Annotated in this window: 14 protein-coding genes; 8 read left to right on the top strand and 6 right to left on the bottom strand. The window is 70.7% G+C overall.

The features are described 5' to 3' along the window. Nucleotides 1–33 precede the first annotated feature (33 nt). A complete protein-coding gene (locus ACWD38_RS23910; RefSeq protein WP_343071660.1) occupies nt 34–2,148 on the bottom strand; it encodes a putative bifunctional diguanylate cyclase/phosphodiesterase in 2,115 nt (704 codons plus the stop codon). 587 nt (nt 2,149–2,735) lie between these two features. On the opposite strand from ACWD38_RS23910, the gene ACWD38_RS23905 reads away from it, so the two are divergent. From ACWD38_RS23905 to ACWD38_RS23885, 5 genes are all read left to right on the top strand, one after another. After that, nucleotides 2,736–3,461, top strand: coding sequence for a lysozyme (locus ACWD38_RS23905; protein WP_184484357.1), 726 nt, complete (start codon nt 2,736–2,738; stop codon nt 3,459–3,461). 123 nt (nt 3,462–3,584) lie between these two features. Beyond that, nucleotides 3,585–4,733 carry a pentapeptide repeat-containing protein gene (locus ACWD38_RS23900; protein WP_184484355.1) on the top strand — a complete coding sequence of 383 codons (1,149 nt, stop codon included), beginning with the start codon at nt 3,585–3,587 and terminating at the stop codon, nt 4,731–4,733. Then, entirely contained in the window at nt 4,726–5,682 is a 957-nt protein-coding gene (locus ACWD38_RS23895) for a pentapeptide repeat-containing protein (protein WP_184484353.1), read from the top strand. Before ACWD38_RS23900 ends, ACWD38_RS23895 begins: the two co-directional genes overlap by 8 nt. An 82-nt stretch (nt 5,683–5,764) precedes the next feature. Continuing rightward, nucleotides 5,765–6,334, top strand: coding sequence for a TetR/AcrR family transcriptional regulator (locus ACWD38_RS23890; protein WP_450124932.1), 570 nt, complete (start codon nt 5,765–5,767; stop codon nt 6,332–6,334). 217 nt (nt 6,335–6,551) lie between these two features. Continuing rightward, a complete protein-coding gene (locus tag ACWD38_RS23885; RefSeq protein WP_184484351.1) occupies nt 6,552–6,905 on the top strand; it encodes a hypothetical protein in 354 nt (117 codons plus the stop codon). Between the two features lie 68 nt (nt 6,906–6,973). Here ACWD38_RS23885 and ACWD38_RS23880 read toward each other — a convergent pair whose 3' ends face one another. Together ACWD38_RS23880 and ACWD38_RS23875 are read right to left on the bottom strand one after the other, a co-directional pair. Further along, nucleotides 6,974–7,495 (bottom strand): DUF4232 domain-containing protein, encoded by a 522-nt coding sequence (locus ACWD38_RS23880; protein ID WP_450124931.1) that lies wholly within the window; start codon nt 7,493–7,495, stop codon nt 6,974–6,976. Between the two features lie 526 nt (nt 7,496–8,021). Next, nucleotides 8,022–8,222: a hypothetical protein gene (locus ACWD38_RS23875; protein ID WP_450124930.1), complete on the bottom strand. Its 201-nt coding sequence runs from the start codon at nt 8,220–8,222 to the stop codon at nt 8,022–8,024. Between the two features lie 107 nt (nt 8,223–8,329). Here ACWD38_RS23875 and ACWD38_RS23870 point away from each other — a divergent pair, with 107 nt between their 5' ends. Both ACWD38_RS23870 and ACWD38_RS23865 read left to right on the top strand, forming a co-directional pair. Then, a complete protein-coding gene (locus tag ACWD38_RS23870; RefSeq protein ID WP_450124929.1) occupies nt 8,330–9,175 on the top strand; it encodes a helix-turn-helix domain-containing protein in 846 nt (281 codons plus the stop codon). Then, nucleotides 9,172–9,369, top strand: coding sequence for a DUF397 domain-containing protein (locus ACWD38_RS23865; RefSeq protein WP_450124928.1), 198 nt, complete (start codon nt 9,172–9,174; stop codon nt 9,367–9,369). The genes ACWD38_RS23870 and ACWD38_RS23865 overlap by 4 nt, the downstream gene beginning before the upstream one ends. Nucleotides 9,370–9,428: 59 nt before the next feature. On the opposite strand, the gene purL is transcribed toward ACWD38_RS23865, so the two are convergent. The 3 genes from purL to purS all read right to left on the bottom strand — a co-directional run bounded on the left by purL (nt 9,429) and on the right by purS (nt 12,839). After that, nucleotides 9,429–11,699 (bottom strand): phosphoribosylformylglycinamidine synthase subunit PurL, encoded by a 2,271-nt coding sequence (purL, locus tag ACWD38_RS23860; protein ID WP_450124941.1) that lies wholly within the window; start codon nt 11,697–11,699, stop codon nt 9,429–9,431. 86 nt (nt 11,700–11,785) lie between these two features. Further along, nucleotides 11,786–12,463: a phosphoribosylformylglycinamidine synthase subunit PurQ gene (gene purQ, locus ACWD38_RS23855; protein ID WP_184484345.1), complete on the bottom strand. Its 678-nt coding sequence runs from the start codon at nt 12,461–12,463 to the stop codon at nt 11,786–11,788. Between the two features lie 136 nt (nt 12,464–12,599). Further along, the gene (gene purS / locus ACWD38_RS23850; protein WP_184484343.1) at nt 12,600–12,839 is read right to left on the bottom strand and encodes a phosphoribosylformylglycinamidine synthase subunit PurS; all 240 of its coding nucleotides are present in this window, start codon (nt 12,837–12,839) and stop codon (nt 12,600–12,602) included. 703 nt (nt 12,840–13,542) lie between these two features. Between purS and ACWD38_RS23845 the strand changes: the two genes are divergently transcribed. Continuing rightward, complete coding sequence (locus ACWD38_RS23845; protein WP_450124927.1) at nt 13,543–14,559, top strand: NAD-dependent epimerase/dehydratase family protein; 1,017 nt, start codon at nt 13,543–13,545, stop codon at nt 14,557–14,559. Nucleotides 14,560–14,746: the final 187 nt, after the last annotated feature.

Below are 14,746 nucleotides of genomic sequence, written 5' to 3'. Positions count from 1 at the left end.
ACAGTTCGGACCGAAGTGGACGGTGGCGATCCGTCAGCCGACGTGGTCGGCGATGAAGGCGCGGATGCGCTCCGGCGAGCAGGGGCGGGCGAAGAAGTAGCCCTGCCCGGTCTCGCACCCGATCTCCGCCATCCGGCGGGCCTGGGCGTGGGTCTCGACGCCTTCGGCGGTGACGGTCAGCCCGAGCGTGTGCGCGAGGTCGACGAGGGTGCCGACGATGCGGGCGTCGACCGGGTCGGCCTTCTCCGGGTCGCGCAGCCCGTGCATGAACGACCCGGCGATCTTCAGCTCGTGCACCGGCAGGTGCCGCAGGTAGGCGAGGTTCGAGTAGCCGGTCCCGAAGTCGTCGATGGCGATGCGCACGCCCATCTTCGTGAGCGCCCACAGGGTTTCGATGGGCTCGTCGGCCGTGCCCATCACGGCGCTCTCGGTGAGTTCGAGCTGCAACCTGGACGGGTCGAGGTCCGTTTCGCGCAGGATCGTCTCGACGTCGGCGACGAGGTTCGGGTCGCGCGATTGGCGGACCGCGAGGTTGACGCTGACGAACGGGGCGGCGTCGCCGAACTCGTCCTGCCACTGCTTGGCCTGCCTGCACGCCTGGCGCAGCACCCAGCGGCCGAGCGGAACGATCAGCCCGGTCTCCTCGGCCAGCGAGATGAACCGGTCCGGTCCGAGCCTGCCGAGGTCCGGGTGCCACCAGCGGGCGAGGGCTTCGACGCCGACGACGCCGAACTCGCGCAGGCCCACCAGCGGCTGGTACTCGACGAAGAACTCCTCGCGTTCCAGCGCGGCGGGCATGGTGGCCGACAGCCGGTACTGCGCGACCTCGGTGGCGTTGCGGTCCGGGTCGAACAGCGCCCAGCGGCCCTTGCCCTCGGCTTTGGCCCAGTACAGCGTCACGTCGGCGTCGCGCATGAGTTCCGCGGCGCTCTGGCCGTGCACCTCGCGTTCGACGATGCCGATGCTGGCGGAGACCGACAGCTCGTGACCGCCGATGCGGATGGGCTCGATGAGCGTGTCGAGGATTTCGTCGGCGATCTCGATGGCCTGCTCGGTGCTGGGCGAGTCCTCGATCAGGATGACGAACTCGTCGCCGCCCATCCGCGCCACCAGCCGGTCCTCGCCGTGCACGGACAGCGCGAGCCGCTCGGACACGGCCACGAGCAGGTCGTCACCGACGTGGTGGCCGAGGCTGTCATTGATGACCTTGAACCCGTCGAGGTCCATGTAGCACAGCGCGACCCGGTCGCCCTGCTGCCGCGAACGCATCGCGGAGGTGAGGCGTTCCATGAACAGCGCCCGGTTCGGCAGCCCGGTCAGCGGGTCGTGCATGGCCTGGTGGCGCAGCCGGTCCTGCAGCAGCTTGCGCTCGGTGACGTCTTCGACCATGGCGACCTGGTACAGCGGCATGCCGTCCTCGCCGCGCACCAGGGAGACGATGACCTCGGTCCAGGCTCGTCCGCCGTCGGGGCGGGTGAACTGCTTCTCGACGCGGTACTGGTCGCGTTCGCCGCGCACGAGTTCCTCGTAGAGCCGCCAGAAGCCCTCGGAGTCCGCGGGGTGCAACCAGTCGTGCATGGTCATCCGCCGGAGCTCGTCGGTGGGGCGCCCGAGGATGCGCCGCAGCGAGGAGTTCACCTCCAGCACCTGCCCGGCCATGTCCGCGATGCAGATGCCGATGGCGGCTTCGGCGAAGATCGCCCGGAACCGCGCTTCGCTGGTGCGCAGGGCCTGTTCGACGGCGTCGCGGGCGTCGAGCACGGCCTGCCGGATGGCTTCCTGCTCGTCGAGGGTGCGCTTGCGGGCGGCCTGCACGAACCCGGTGCACACGGAGCCCTGCAGCGCGGCGATGCGCCGCCGCCAGCCGGGGCCTTCGTCGAGGTGCAGGACGTCGAGGAATTCGTCGCCGATGAGGTCGATGGTGCGGGCCAGCGAGTCGGCGCTGGTGAAGTGCACGGCGACGAGGTCGTCGCCGACGTCGTGGCCGGGTGCCGGGTCGAACGGGTCGGACAGCAGCGCTTCCACCAGCCGGTCGGTGTAGCCGAGCAGCCTGCCTTCGACTTCCGCGCTGGTCATGGGGACGTAGCTGGTGCCCATCAAGGCCTGGGCCCAGACCGCTGCGAATCGCCTGCGGTCGGTTCTGCTCACCGCCGGCTCCGTCTCCTGAGCGCTGGGAACCGGTGTGGTCCACCCCGTCATGCCCGTGGCGCCCCTCCACTCGATTCGTCCTCGGCTCGCCCTCTGGCCCCTGCCCTGGTCCGGCCTGCCCTGGTGGATCGGGTCGTTCGGAGCATACGACCGGTGTCGCTGAGAGGTCGAACCCGTACTTCCGCCCACCCAGGGTAGCCATTCGTGTCGAACCGGCAGGCCAGTAGCCCCTGCGCTGGGACGGCCGTCGTGCCCGATTCACCCGACGGTCGAGTGCGGGAAGTCCAAAACATGCGGATTCCCCTCACCGCGGCTGAGATGTCGCTCGACGTGGTCGTGCGGTCCGGATTGCGCCATTCCGGTTAATTGCCTACTTCTGCGCTGCCGGGAACGGGACGAGCTCGCCAGAATTTTCGAGCCGGGGACCGTTCCGGCTCCGACTCCCCCGAGAGGCCCCTTCGATGACGCATTCGAGTGGACGCGCTCGCACGCGCGGGCTCATCTGCCTACTCTCGATCACCTGGGCGTGCACGCTGTTGACGTTCCCCGCGCACGCAGGCACATCCCCTCTCCGAATGGAGCAAGCGATGAGCTCCGAGGTGAACGACCCGAATCCGGACACCGACCACGCGATGGGCTCGCAGATCCGCAAGCACGAGGGCGGCGGCGAACCCCGCACCGCGCCCGAGAAGTCGCCGCTGGCCACCGTCGAGGGCATCGACGTCAGCGGGCACCAGGGCAACGTCGACTGGCCCGCCCACTGGAACCAGGGCAAGCGGTTCACCTTCGTCAAGGCGACCGAGGGCACCACCTACCGGAACCCGTACTTCGCGCAGCAGTACAACGGTTCCTACGACGTCGGCATGATCCGCGGCGCGTACCACTTCGCGCTGCCGGACGTCTCCAGCGGAGCGGCGCAGGCGAACTTCTTCGTGGACCACGGCGGCGGCTGGTCCCCGGACGGCAAGACGCTGCCGGGCGCGCTGGACATGGAGTACAACCCGTACGGCGACACCTGCTACGGGCATTCGCCGGGCTCCATGACCGGGTGGATCAAGGACTTCAGCGACACGTACTTCCACCGCACCGGCCGCTACCCGGTGATCTACACCAGCACCAACTGGTGGAACCAGTGCGCGAACGGCGACTTCAGCTCGACGAGTCCGCTGTGGATCGCGCGGTACTCGAGCAGCGTGGGGCCGCTGCCCTACAACTGGGGTTTCCACACGTTCTGGCAGTACAGCTCGACGCCGATCGACCAGAACGCCTTCAACGGCGGCTACGAGCAGCTGCAGGCCATCGCCCGCGGCTGACCGCTCGCCCCGACGCGCCCCATCCGTCCCGCTCGTGCCGGGACGGATGGGGCGTTCGTCGTGCGGGGGCCGAGTCGCCGGATCCGCACCGCCGACGGGCATCGAGCTGCGATGATCACTCGCATGGGTGAGGTCGACGCTCGTTCCGGGGCGCCGGCGCGGCGGGAGCGCCGCGCGGGGCTGGTGCTGACCATCTCGCTGGCCGTGGTGGTGCTGGCGGCGACGAGCACCGGGCTGCTGCTGTTCGACCAGCGCAGCACCGGCGCGGACGCGCTGCGCACCGGCGGGCTCGCCGCCGGGTCCGTCGTCGCGCTCTACGCGCTGTGGCTCAACGACCGGCGCCGCCGCGTCGAGGAGCGCCGCCAGGAATTGGACCAGCGGCGCCAAGAGCTCGACCAGGAGCGCTACGACCTGGAGCGCAGGCGCCAGGAGCTGGAGGACCGGCGCACCGATCACGACCGGGACCGCGCCGACGACGAGCGCTTCGCCAGGGCGGTGGAACTGCTCGGGCACGAGGCGGATCAGGTTCGGGTGGGCGCGATGCACGCGCTCGCGGGCCTGGCGCGCAGCCGCCCGTACTACACGCAGACCGTGCTGGACGTGCTGTGCTCCTACCTGCGCCGCCCGTTCGACCATCCGAAGTGGACGCTGCCGGAGCTGCTGCCCGCGGGCGAGCCGCCGTCGATCGCTCCCGAGCTGGAGCGGGAGCGGCACGCGCGGCAGACCGCGCAGCGCCTGATCATCGAGCTGCTGCCGACGCGGGACGACCCGAATCCGCCGATCTACGACCTCGATCTGACCCGCGCCTGGCTGGAGCGGTTCAACTTGGCGGACCGCGTGGTGGGCCGGATCGCGGCCTACCGCTGCCGGTTCCGGCACACCACGAACTTCAGCAGCGCGGTGTTCCACGGCAGCGTGCACTTCCGGGATTCGGTGTTCCTGGGCCGGATCAGGGCGACCGGCGCGGAGTTCCACCGCACCGTGGAGCTGCGCGGGATCCGGACGCTGGAGCCGTGCGACTTCGACCGCGCGTGGTTCGCGCGGAACGCGGACCTCAAGCGGATGAGCTGCGCGAGCTCGTGGTTCGCGCGGGACGTCGAGTTCGGCGGCGAGCTGGACCTGCGTTCGGCGCGGCTGGACGGCGGCATCCAGCTGCGGCTGCGCGCCCCGGCGCCCAAGGCGCTGCTGGACGATCTGCTGGTCGCCGACGGTTCCACCCTCCCCGCGGAGTGGGATTCCGCCGCAGCGCGCCAGGTACAGCCCCATGCGTAGGTACGGGCTGGCCGCGACGATCGCGCTCGCGGCGCTGGCGCTGTTCGGCGTGAGCGCGGCGCTGCCGGTGTTCGACGGCCGGGTCAACGGCGCCGACGCGCTGCGCACCGGCGGTCTGGCGGCGGGTTCGGTGGTGGCGCTCTACGCGCTGTGGCTCAACGACCGGCGCCGCCGCGTCGAGGAACGGCGCCAGGAGCTGGAGGGCGACCGCACCGAGCTCGACCGGGAGCGCATCGCCGACGAGCGCTTCGCCCGCGCCGTGGAACTGCTCGGCCACGAGGCGGATCAGGTGCGGGTGGGCGCGCTGCACGCCTTGGCGGGGCTGGCCCGCAGCTCGCCCGGCCACACCCAGACGGTGCTCGACGTGCTGTGCTCCTACCTGCGGCGGCCGTTCGCGCATCCGCGCTACGACGGCGGTGAGTGGGAGCGCGACGAGCGCAACGCGGCGGACCGCGAGCTCCAGGTGCGGCTGACGGCGCAGCGGCTCGTCACCGACCTGCTCCCGGAGGCGGCGCCGGACGCTCCCGCCTACGACCTGGACTTCACGAACGCGACGCTGGAGTACTTCGACCTCTCCGGCCGCCGGATCGGGACGCTGGTGGCGCGCTACGCGCGGCTGTTCCACGACAACAACCTGAGCCGGTGCGAGGTGCTGGGCCCGGTGTGGATGACCGCTGCCTCCACCCACGCGGGCGGCCGGTTTCGCTGCCGGGACGCGGTGTTCCGCGGCAGGGCCCAGTTCGCCGGGGTCGAGTTCGGCGGACCGGTGGTGTTCGACCGCTCGGTCTTCCACGGCGTGGCGAACTTCCGGGGTGCGGCGCTGCATTCGCAGGTGAGCTTCGCGGGCTGCCGCTTCGAGGGCGTGGCGAAGTTCGCCGAGGTCACCTGCGCCGACGCCGACCTGGACGCGCTGCTGGGCGAAGCCGCCGTCGTGTCCGAACGGGAGTAGCCGCGCTGACCTGGGCGGTTCCGGGCTCTGCCACCATGGGAAGCGGAACAGCGCTCCGGCGGCGCTGGGAAGGAGTGGCGCGGTGGACGAGGGCACGACCCGGCCGAAGCGGGCGGACGCGCGGCGCAACGAGCGGACGCTGCTCGACGCCGCCGCCGCGGTCTTCGTCGCCTCCGGTGTGGACGCCCCGGTGCGCGACGTCGCGGCGGAGGCTGGCGTCGGCGTGGGCACGATCTACCGCCACTTCCCGACGCGCGCGGACCTGATCATCGCCGTGTACCGGCACCAGGTCGATGCCTGCGCGGAAGCGGGCCCGGAACTGCTGGCGAGCAGCGCGACTCCGTACGAGGCGCTGCGGCGGTGGATCGAGAAGTTCGTGGACTTCCTGGTCACCAAGCACGGGCTGGCGCACGCGATGCGCTCCGACAACGCGGGTTTCGACGCGCTGCACGCGTACTTCCTGGATCGGCTGGTGCCGGTGTGCGCCGAGCTGATCGCCGCCGCCGAGGCAGCCGGGGAGGTCCGCTCCGACGTGCGGGCTCTGGAGCTCATGCGCGGCGTCGGGAACCTCTGCATCGGCGCGGGCACCGATCCGCGCTACGACGCGCGCCACGTGGTGGGCCTGCTCGTCGACGGGCTCCGCCGGATCTGAACACCGGCGCGCGAGCATCTCACCAGGTCAGCGCATTGTGCGCATTGTTCGCGGCGCGGGCGGGTCATTGGCCCGCGGCCAAGGATCGACCGCGCCCAATGTTGGCTGGAAGCGCGGCTGCCGCGGTGCCTAGCGTCGTCGTCGAGCGGTGCTCCGGGGGTGGAGCGCCGTTGATGACACGGCCGGTAGGGATCGGCCCGAACTGGGAGGACATCTCATGCGCTCGAAGGCTTTCCGCCTCGTCACCGGAACCACCGCGGCCACCGCCGCCTGCATGGCGCTGCTCGTCGCGCCCGCCTCGGCCGCTCCGGACGTGACCACCAAGGCCGACCACAGCTACTCGGTGACGTGCAAGGGCGGCAAGGCGAACCTGTCCTGGTCGACCGGCACCATCAACACCCGCGTGTACTTCAACAACCACTGCTCGACGACGGCGAAGGTCTCGGTGCAGCTGGCCGACGCGGAGAACACCTGGCTGGAGTGCCTGTCGATGCCGGCAGGCAAGAAGAGCAGCAAGGAGTTCAACCACGGCCTCAGCGGCTCCATCCAGAAGATGATCAAGGGCTGCTGATCCGCGGGAAAGCCCCGTTCGACCGATGTCCTCGGGCGAACGGGGCTTTCACCTCGCGCGGGGGCGCGTCACTCGGCGGCGCTCTGGCTGATGGGGGTGGCGATCAGCACGTCGCCCTTGATGGGCTCACCGGCGGGCCAGGCGGCGATCTCGTGCGCGGCCGGGCCGTCCGGGATGCCGGGGAGGTTGAACTCGACGGTGCTGGGCACGGCCGGGTTGGCCGGGGCGTCGACCTTCTGCGCGATCCGGGAGATCCCGAACAGGCTCCCGTCCACGTTCACGGGCTCGTTCGGGCCGTGGTCGACCTGCACCTCGACGCCCTTGATCTTGTCCGCGCCGTCGAAGAAGGCGAAGTCGGCGGAGCCGCCTTCCAGCTTGCAGTTGGTCTCGGGGGTCGCGGCGGTGTACTTGACCAGGAACGCCTCGTACTCGCCCGGGTCGGCGAGGTCCCTGGTCACCTCGATGTTCACGTCGTCGCTGGTGCACAGGGTGTCGCTGGGGTTGGCCAGCGCGGAACCGGCGGTCAGGCCGGACAGGCCGAGCGCGACGCCCGCGACGGCGGTGGCGGCGAGGGTGCGGGTGAGCTTCATGGTCTGCCTCCTGGCTCGATCGGACTTCTTGACCCACAAGACGTCCGCGCGCCGCGCAGGATGCTCGGCTATGCGATGAACCACAGCGGCGCAACGTCGGCCGCTCAGCGACGTCGTACCCGCGCACACCGGCGCGCGGGGGGCACGTCGGCGTGGGAGCGGGGGCGCACCGGGTGTGGGCGGCGCGCCCCCGCTCGGCCTCCCGCGCGCGTTCCGCCGGGTCGGGGTACCGACGTCGCGGCAGCGGGAGGCCGTTCCGGGGCGAGGCGGAGGAAGGGGAGGCCGCTCGACCCCGGAGCTCTGCTAGCCGAACAGGCCCGGCTCCGGCTTGGGGAGTTCCCCGCGCAGCACGGAGTTGCACGTCTCGCAGGTGGGCGCGAACACCCAGTCCGATTCGGACGGATCCGCCGCTAGCTCGACCTGTGCTCCGCACACCGACGCGGCCGAGGACTGCCCGCACCACCGCCGGCCTCGAAAGGCGTGCCGGAGGAAATCCCCGCTGGGGCGCCAGAAGTGCCGATCGGAGTCAGCCATCGGACACCGCCGCGCAGTCCCGGCAGGCATCGCGGTCGAAGGTCCCGTCCGGCGAAGCGCCGCGCCGCAGGTGCAGCGGCCCGTAGACGAAAGCACCGCACGCGGCGGGAAGCGCGCCGCCGTCGGTTCGCCGCACCACGTGCCATCTCGAATCCACCGGCCCGCAGGACGCGGCCCAGATCTCGCCTTCCATCGATCACCTCCTGGTTTCAGTAAAAGATGCCAGTTTCAGAAACTAGTTGTCCATGATCCGATAGGGGGAAGAACCGCGGCGCGTGGTCATCGATCTACGCTCGGCACATGGCGAGTGGTGCGCGAACACGTGCTTTGGCTGCCGAGATCCGGGAAGCGCGGAAGACGGCCGGCTGGGAAGCCCAAGCCGTGGCGAAGCGCCTCGGCTGGTCGAAAGCCACGATGTCCCGCGTCGAAAGCGGCGAGCGGGCGATCACGGAGGCAGATCTTGCTGCCGTTCTGGCCATCATCGACGTGACCGGCGAGGATCGCGATCGACTGCTCGGAATGGCACGCGAGCTGGACCAGCCGGGCTGGTGGGAGACCACGGCGTCGTCCGGGCTCTCCAACCAGCTCACCGCAGTACTCGGGTTCGAGCGGGATGCACGCCGCATCACCGAGTTGAACATCGCTGTAGTCCCGGGCTTGTTGCAGACCGCCGAGTACACGCGGGCGCTCATGCTCGGTGGAGGCGTGGCCGCCGCCGACGCCGAGACTCGCGTAGCCATTCGACTCGGACGCCAGGACGTCGTCACTCGGCGGCGAGCCCCGGCTGAGCTGGTGGCACTGATCGACGAAGCCGTGTTGATCCGTCCGGCCGGGTCACCTGAAGTGATGGCCGAGCAGCTTCGCCACCTCGTCGAGATGGCGAGCCGGCCGAACGTCACGATCCGGATCTTGCCGTTGGGAGTGCATCCGGGAATCGACGGACCGTTCGTGTTCTACGAGTACGCCAAGGCGCCGTCGATCGTGCACCTGGAACACCACAGCTCCAGCGCATTCTTGGACAAACGTGAAGACATTTCCGCTTATAGCAGGCTGCGGGATACCGTTCTCACCTGCGCGCTCAGCGCCGACGAGTCCGTCGAGCTCCTGAGCCACCACGGCCGCAAGTGGGACAAGGAGAGAACGTGACTTCCACCGAGATCAGCGGATGGCGCACCAGCACTCGCACCAGCGCCACGCAGACCTGCGTCGAAGTCGGCGGCGCGCCGGGACTCGCCGGGGTGCGCGACACGAAGGACCGCGACGGCGGAACCCTTCGCATCACTTCCCCGCAGTGGTCCGCCTTCCTCGCAGCCATCAAGACCGGCCGCTACGGGCGCTGAACGAAAAACGGCCCGTTCTCCCGCCGGTGCGGTGAGAACGGGCCGTTTCCGTTGGTGCGTCAGCCGAACAGGGCCGGGAGGGTGCCTTCCCAGGCCGCGCGGAGCTCCGTCAGCGGGATGTCGGCGATGTCCTGGATGTCCAGGCTCGACGAACCCGCGTCGGCCACGCCGACCTTCGCGCAGGGCAGCTCCCGCGCCGCGCACATCTCGGTGAACCGCAGCTCCTCGCTGCGCGGCACCGCCACCAGCACGCGCCCCGAGGACTCCGAGAACAGCGCCACGAACGGGTCCGCGCCCTCGGGCAGGATCACGCGGGCACCGCACTCACCGATCAGCGCGGTCTCCACCAGCGCCTGCGCCAGCCCGCCCTCGGACAGGTCGTGCGCGGCGGAGATCATGCCGTCGCGGGAACCGGCGAGCAGCACGTCCGCGAGCAGCTTCTCCCGCGCCAGGTCGACCTTCGGCGGGGTGCCGCCGAGGTGGCCGTGCGCGACGCGCGCCCACTCCGAGCCGCCGAACTCCTCGCGGGTGTCCCCGAGCAGCAGCAGCGTCTCGCCCTCCTCGCCCCCGATGCCGGTGGGGATGCGACGGGTCACGTCGTCGATCGTGCCCAGCACGCCCACCACCGGAGTCGGCAGGATCGGCTGGCTGCCGGTCTGGTTGTAGAAGCTGACGTTGCCGCCCGTCACCGGGATGCCCAGCTCCACGCACGCGTCGGCGAGACCGCGCACCGCCTGCTGGAACTGCCACATCACGCCCGGGTCCTCCGGCGAACCGAAGTTCAGGCAGTTCGTCACCGCCATCGGGGTCGCGCCGGTCACCGCGACGTTGCGGTACGCCTCCGCCAGCGCCAGCTGCGCGCCCGCGTACGGGTCCAGCCGCGTGTAGCGGGCGTTGCAGTCCGTGGCGATGGCGACGCCGCGGCCCGTCTCCTCGTCGATGCGCAGCACACCGCCGTCCGACGGCTGCGCGAGCACCGTGTTGCCCCGCACGTACCTGTCGTACTGGTCGGTGACCCACTCGCGGGAGCACAGGTTCGGCGAGGCCGCCATCTTCAGCACCGTGTCCCGCAGCTCGTCCGCGGTGGACGGGCGGGCGAGGGTGTTCGCGTTGTCCGCGGCGATCAGGTCCTGCTCACCGGGGCGCTGCACCGGGCGCTCGTAGACCGGGCCCTCGTGGGCGACGGTGCGCGGCGGCACGTCCACGACGAGCTCGTCGTGCCAGTAGATCTCCAGGTTGTCCCCGTCGGTGACCTCGCCGATCACCGTGGCCAGGGCGTCCCACTTCTCGCAGACCTTCATGAAGGCGTCCACGTCCTCCGGACGCACGACGGCGCACATGCGCTCCTGCGACTCGCTGGAGAGCACCTCCGCCGGGTTCATGCCCTCCGCGCGCAGCGGCACCAGGTCCAGGTCGACGCGCATGCCGCCGTCACCGGCCGACGCCAGCTCGGAGGTCGCGCAGGACAGGCCCGCGCCGCCCAAGTCCTGGATGCCCACGACCAGGCCCGAGTGGTACAGCTCCAGGCAGCACTCGATGAGGATCTTCTCGGTGAACGGGTCGCCGACCTGCACGCTCGGGAGCTTCTTGCGACCAGTCCCGCCTTCGGCGTCGTCGAAGGTCTCCGAAGCCAGCACGGACACGCCGCCGATGCCGTCGAGACCGGTGCGCGCACCGAACAGGATGATCTTGTTGCCCGTGCCGCTGGCGTGCGCCAGGTGCAGGTCCTCGGTCTTCATCACGCCGACGCACATGGCGTTGACCAGCGGATTGCCCGCGTAGGACTCGTCGAAGACGACCTCGCCGCCGATGTTCGGCAGGCCCAGGCAGTTGCCGTAGCCGCCGACGCCCGCGACCACGCCGGGCAGCACCCGGCGGGTGTCCGGGGCGTCCGCCGGGCCGAAGCGCAGCGGGTCCGCCACCGCGACCGGCCGAGCACCCATCGCCATGATGTCGCGGACGATGCCGCCGACGCCCGTGGCCGCGCCCTGGTAGGGCTCCACGTACGACGGGTGGTTGTGCGATTCCAGCTTGAACGTGACGGCCCAGCCGTCACCGATGTCGACCACACCGGCGTTCTCGCCGATGCCCGCCAGCATCTTCTCCCGCATCTCCGGCGTCGTGGTCTCGCCGAAGTACTTCAGGTGCACCTTCGAGGACTTGTACGAGCAGTGCTCGCTCCACATCACCGAGTACATCGCCAGTTCGGCGTCGGTGGGGCGGCGGCCCAGGATCTCGCGGATGCGCTGGTACTCGTCGTCCTTCAGGCCGAGTTCGCGGTACGGCTGGTCGAGCTCCGGGGAGGACTTCGCGATGCCCACGGTGTCCAGTTCCGGGCGCTCGGCGACCGGGTCGCTCTCCGGCCCGTCGGCGACGGCGCTCACCGCCGCCGCGGTCGCGTCTTCGGGGTTGTTGCTCACGCTGCCACCAGTACGTCGAGAACGGACAGGAACATGCCGAGGCCGTCGTCGGTGGGCCCGGTCAGCGGGTCGATGGCGTGCTCGGGGTGCGGCATGAGGCCCGCGACCCGGCCGCGGGCGTCGGTGATGCCCGCGATCCCGCGCAGCGACCCGTTCGGGTCGTCCCCGGCGTAGCGGAACAGCACGCGGCCTTCGCCTTCGAGCTCGTCGAGCACGGCCGCGTCGGCCATGTAGGCGCCCTCACCGGACTTCAGCGGCACCAGCAGCTCGGCGCCCGCGTCGTAGCGGGACGTCCACGCGGAGGTGTTGTTCTCCACCTTCAGCCACTGGTCGCGGCACACGAAGTGCAGCGCCGAGTTGCGGGTCAGCGCACCCGGCAGCAGGCCTGCCTCGCAGAGGATCTGGAAGCCGTTGCAGATGCCGAGCACCGGCATGCCCTGCCCGGCGGCGCGCACCACCTCGCCCATCACCGGGGCGAACTTCGCGATGGCGCCGCAGCGCAGGTAGTCCCCGTAGGAGAACCCGCCGGGCACGATCACCGCGTCCACGCCGCGCAGGTCCGCGTCGGCGTGCCACAGCGGGACCGCTTCGGCACCGGCCCGGCGCGCGGCACGCTGGGCGTCCACGTCATCGAGCGTGCCGGGGAAGGTGATGACACCGATCTTCGCGCTCATGCCGGTACCGCCTCTCCGCGATTCGCAGTGGTGGTTGCGCCCGGCCGGACCTCGCGTGTCGCGGTTTCTCGTGGCCGGCTTGCGTCACGTTCCCCTGAGGCGCGGTTGCGCAGGGCTGAAGTGGGCCCGAAATCGCTCATGCTTCCACCCTGCGGACGGCGAAGTCCTCGATCACGGGGTTGGCGAGCAGCGTTTCGGCGATCTGGGCGAGCGTGGCGTCGTCGACGTCGTCGGCGACCTCCAGCTCGAACCGCTTCCCCTGGCGGACTTCGGAGATGCCCGCGAAACCGAGCCGGGGCAGCGCGGTGGCCACCGCCTGACCCTGCGGATCGAGGATCTCCTGCTTGGGCATGACGTCGACGACGACTCGGGCCACGGGCGATGCTCCCGGATTCGTGCAGATCCAGCTGCTCCGTGCAGAGCAGCGATGGATGTCCAGCAGTACCTGCAAAGGGTAACTGAGCTGCGGGTTCGCCCTCGCAGACAGGTGCACCGGAAGCGCCGTGCGCCACACCCCGGACCGCGCAGGCGCGTGGTCAGGCGGGCGCGCGGGTGCCGCGCGCCCGCGCCTGACCCGATCGGGCGATGCGCGGATAAATGGGGTCCAGCATTTTGAGTAGCGCTACTCAGCCGAATTCAGCACGATTATCCGGAACGCTTTTCGGCGCTGTGTCCTCGCACACTTCTCCCCGATTTCGCGGAACATTCACCGGGGTTCGCACGTCTTACACGTAGCAGCCGGAAACACCGCCGCCACGATCCACGGCCACCGCACCCGACGAACCACGGACGGCGGACCGAGACGCCGACGCCCGACCACTCACCAGGCACGAACCACCAGCTCCCGGCCTCGCGCTCGAACAGGCCGGGCAGATCCGCCACCGCAGGCGCGCGACCTCCCCCTTCCGCGCGACGCGGGGCGGCGGGGATTCCGCCCACCCCCCGGCGGAATCTCCGGAACGCTTCTCGTTGCGCCGCACTCCCCCCAGCAGCGGCGCAACGAGAAGCCCCCGACCACCATTTTTCCGCTCCCAGCGATACGTGTATCCCCGGTCTCACCCGAATGGCAGTCTCGAATCATGAAAATGCTGATTCTGGGCGGCACGCTATTCCTCTCCCGCGAAGTGGCGGCGACGGCCGTGCACCGCGGCCACGACGTGACCTGCGCCGCGCGCGGCACCAGCGGAACGGTCCCGGCCGGTGCCGCGCTGGTCCCCGTCGACCGGGACGATCCCGGCGGGCTGCGCGAACTCGCCGGGGAACGCTTCGACTCGGTCGTCGACGTCGCCACCATGTCGCTGCCCTGGGTGGCGCGGGCGCTGGCGGCGTTCGGCGCGGGCACCGCGCACTGGACCTTCGTGTCCTCCATCAACGTCTACACGGACACCGAGACGCCCGGCCGGAGCACGGACGCCGACCTGCTGGCACCGCTGGAAGTGGTCGAGCCCGGCACCGACCCGGTCACCGCTTACGGCGGGACCAAGGTGGCCTGCGAGGACGCGGTGCGCGCCGCCCTCGGCGATCGGGCGTTCCTCGTGCGCCCCGGGCTGATCACCGGGCCCGGCGACGTCAAGGACCGCTTCGGGTACTGGGTGAACCGGATCAGCCGCGGCGGTCGCATCCCGGTACCGCCGCGCGAGCAGCCGATCCAGCACATCGACGTGCGCGACCTCGCCGACTGGATCGTGCTGGCCGCCGAAACCGGCCTGACCGGCACCTTCGACGGCATCGCGCCCGTCACCGACCTCGGCTCCCTGCTCGACGGGATCGCCGCGGCCGTCGCGCCGCCCGGCACCGATTTCGTGCCGGTCGACGCCGCGGCGCTGGACGCGGCGGGCGTCGCGCGCTGGGCCGGGCCGGACTCCTTCCCGCTGTGGGCCCCGGCGACGCACCACGGCTTCGTCAGCCGCGACGCCGCGCCCTCGCTCGCCGCCGGGCTGCGGATCAGACCGCTCGGCGACACCGCCCGCGCGGCGCTGGAAACCGAACGCGCGCTGGGCCTCGACCGCCCACGCGAAGCCGGGCTCAGCGCAGCGACCGAGACCGCGCTGCTGCGAGGAAGGGGCGCGGGCAACGCCCCCGCCGACGGACTCTGACCACCTGCTTTGATCTTGCCCGTCCAGGTGAGCGGGGTCGTTGATCGTCGTCCTGTCAGCGGCGAAGCCGCTGAGCAGCGACCACCAGAGCAACCGGCACCGCCGCGGGTTCTCAGTCGTCTTCTCGCGAGGAGCTTTTCCCTCGTGGCGGAGCCACTCGGGAAAAAGATCCCGCAGCGAGAAGACG

This window comes from Saccharopolyspora sp. NPDC002578, from assembly GCF_053592695.1.
The sequence above is the reverse complement of the archived record's forward strand: the minus strand, read 5'-3'. Positions and strand labels throughout refer to the sequence as shown.

Bases quoted from the DNA above. Each gene is read 5' to 3' on its own strand.
- ACWD38_RS23905 (WP_184484357.1), top strand. From the start codon at position 2,736: ATGAGCTCCGAGGTGAACGACCCGAATCCGGACACCGACCACGCGATG.
- ACWD38_RS23900 (WP_184484355.1), top strand. From the start codon at position 3,585: ATGGGTGAGGTCGACGCTCGTTCCGGGGCGCCGGCGCGGCGGGAGCGC.
- ACWD38_RS23895 (WP_184484353.1), top strand. From the start codon at position 4,726: ATGCGTAGGTACGGGCTGGCCGCGACGATCGCGCTCGCGGCGCTGGCG.
- ACWD38_RS23885 (WP_184484351.1), top strand. From the start codon at position 6,552: ATGCGCTCGAAGGCTTTCCGCCTCGTCACCGGAACCACCGCGGCCACC.
- ACWD38_RS23880 (WP_450124931.1), bottom strand. From the start codon at position 7,495: ATGAAGCTCACCCGCACCCTCGCCGCCACCGCCGTCGCGGGCGTCGCG.
- ACWD38_RS23875 (WP_450124930.1), bottom strand. From the start codon at position 8,222: ATGGAAGGCGAGATCTGGGCCGCGTCCTGCGGGCCGGTGGATTCGAGA.
- ACWD38_RS23870 (WP_450124929.1), top strand. From the start codon at position 8,330: ATGGCGAGTGGTGCGCGAACACGTGCTTTGGCTGCCGAGATCCGGGAA.
- purQ (WP_184484345.1), bottom strand. From the start codon at position 12,463: ATGAGCGCGAAGATCGGTGTCATCACCTTCCCCGGCACGCTCGATGAC.
- ACWD38_RS23845 (WP_450124927.1), top strand. From the start codon at position 13,543: ATGAAAATGCTGATTCTGGGCGGCACGCTATTCCTCTCCCGCGAAGTG.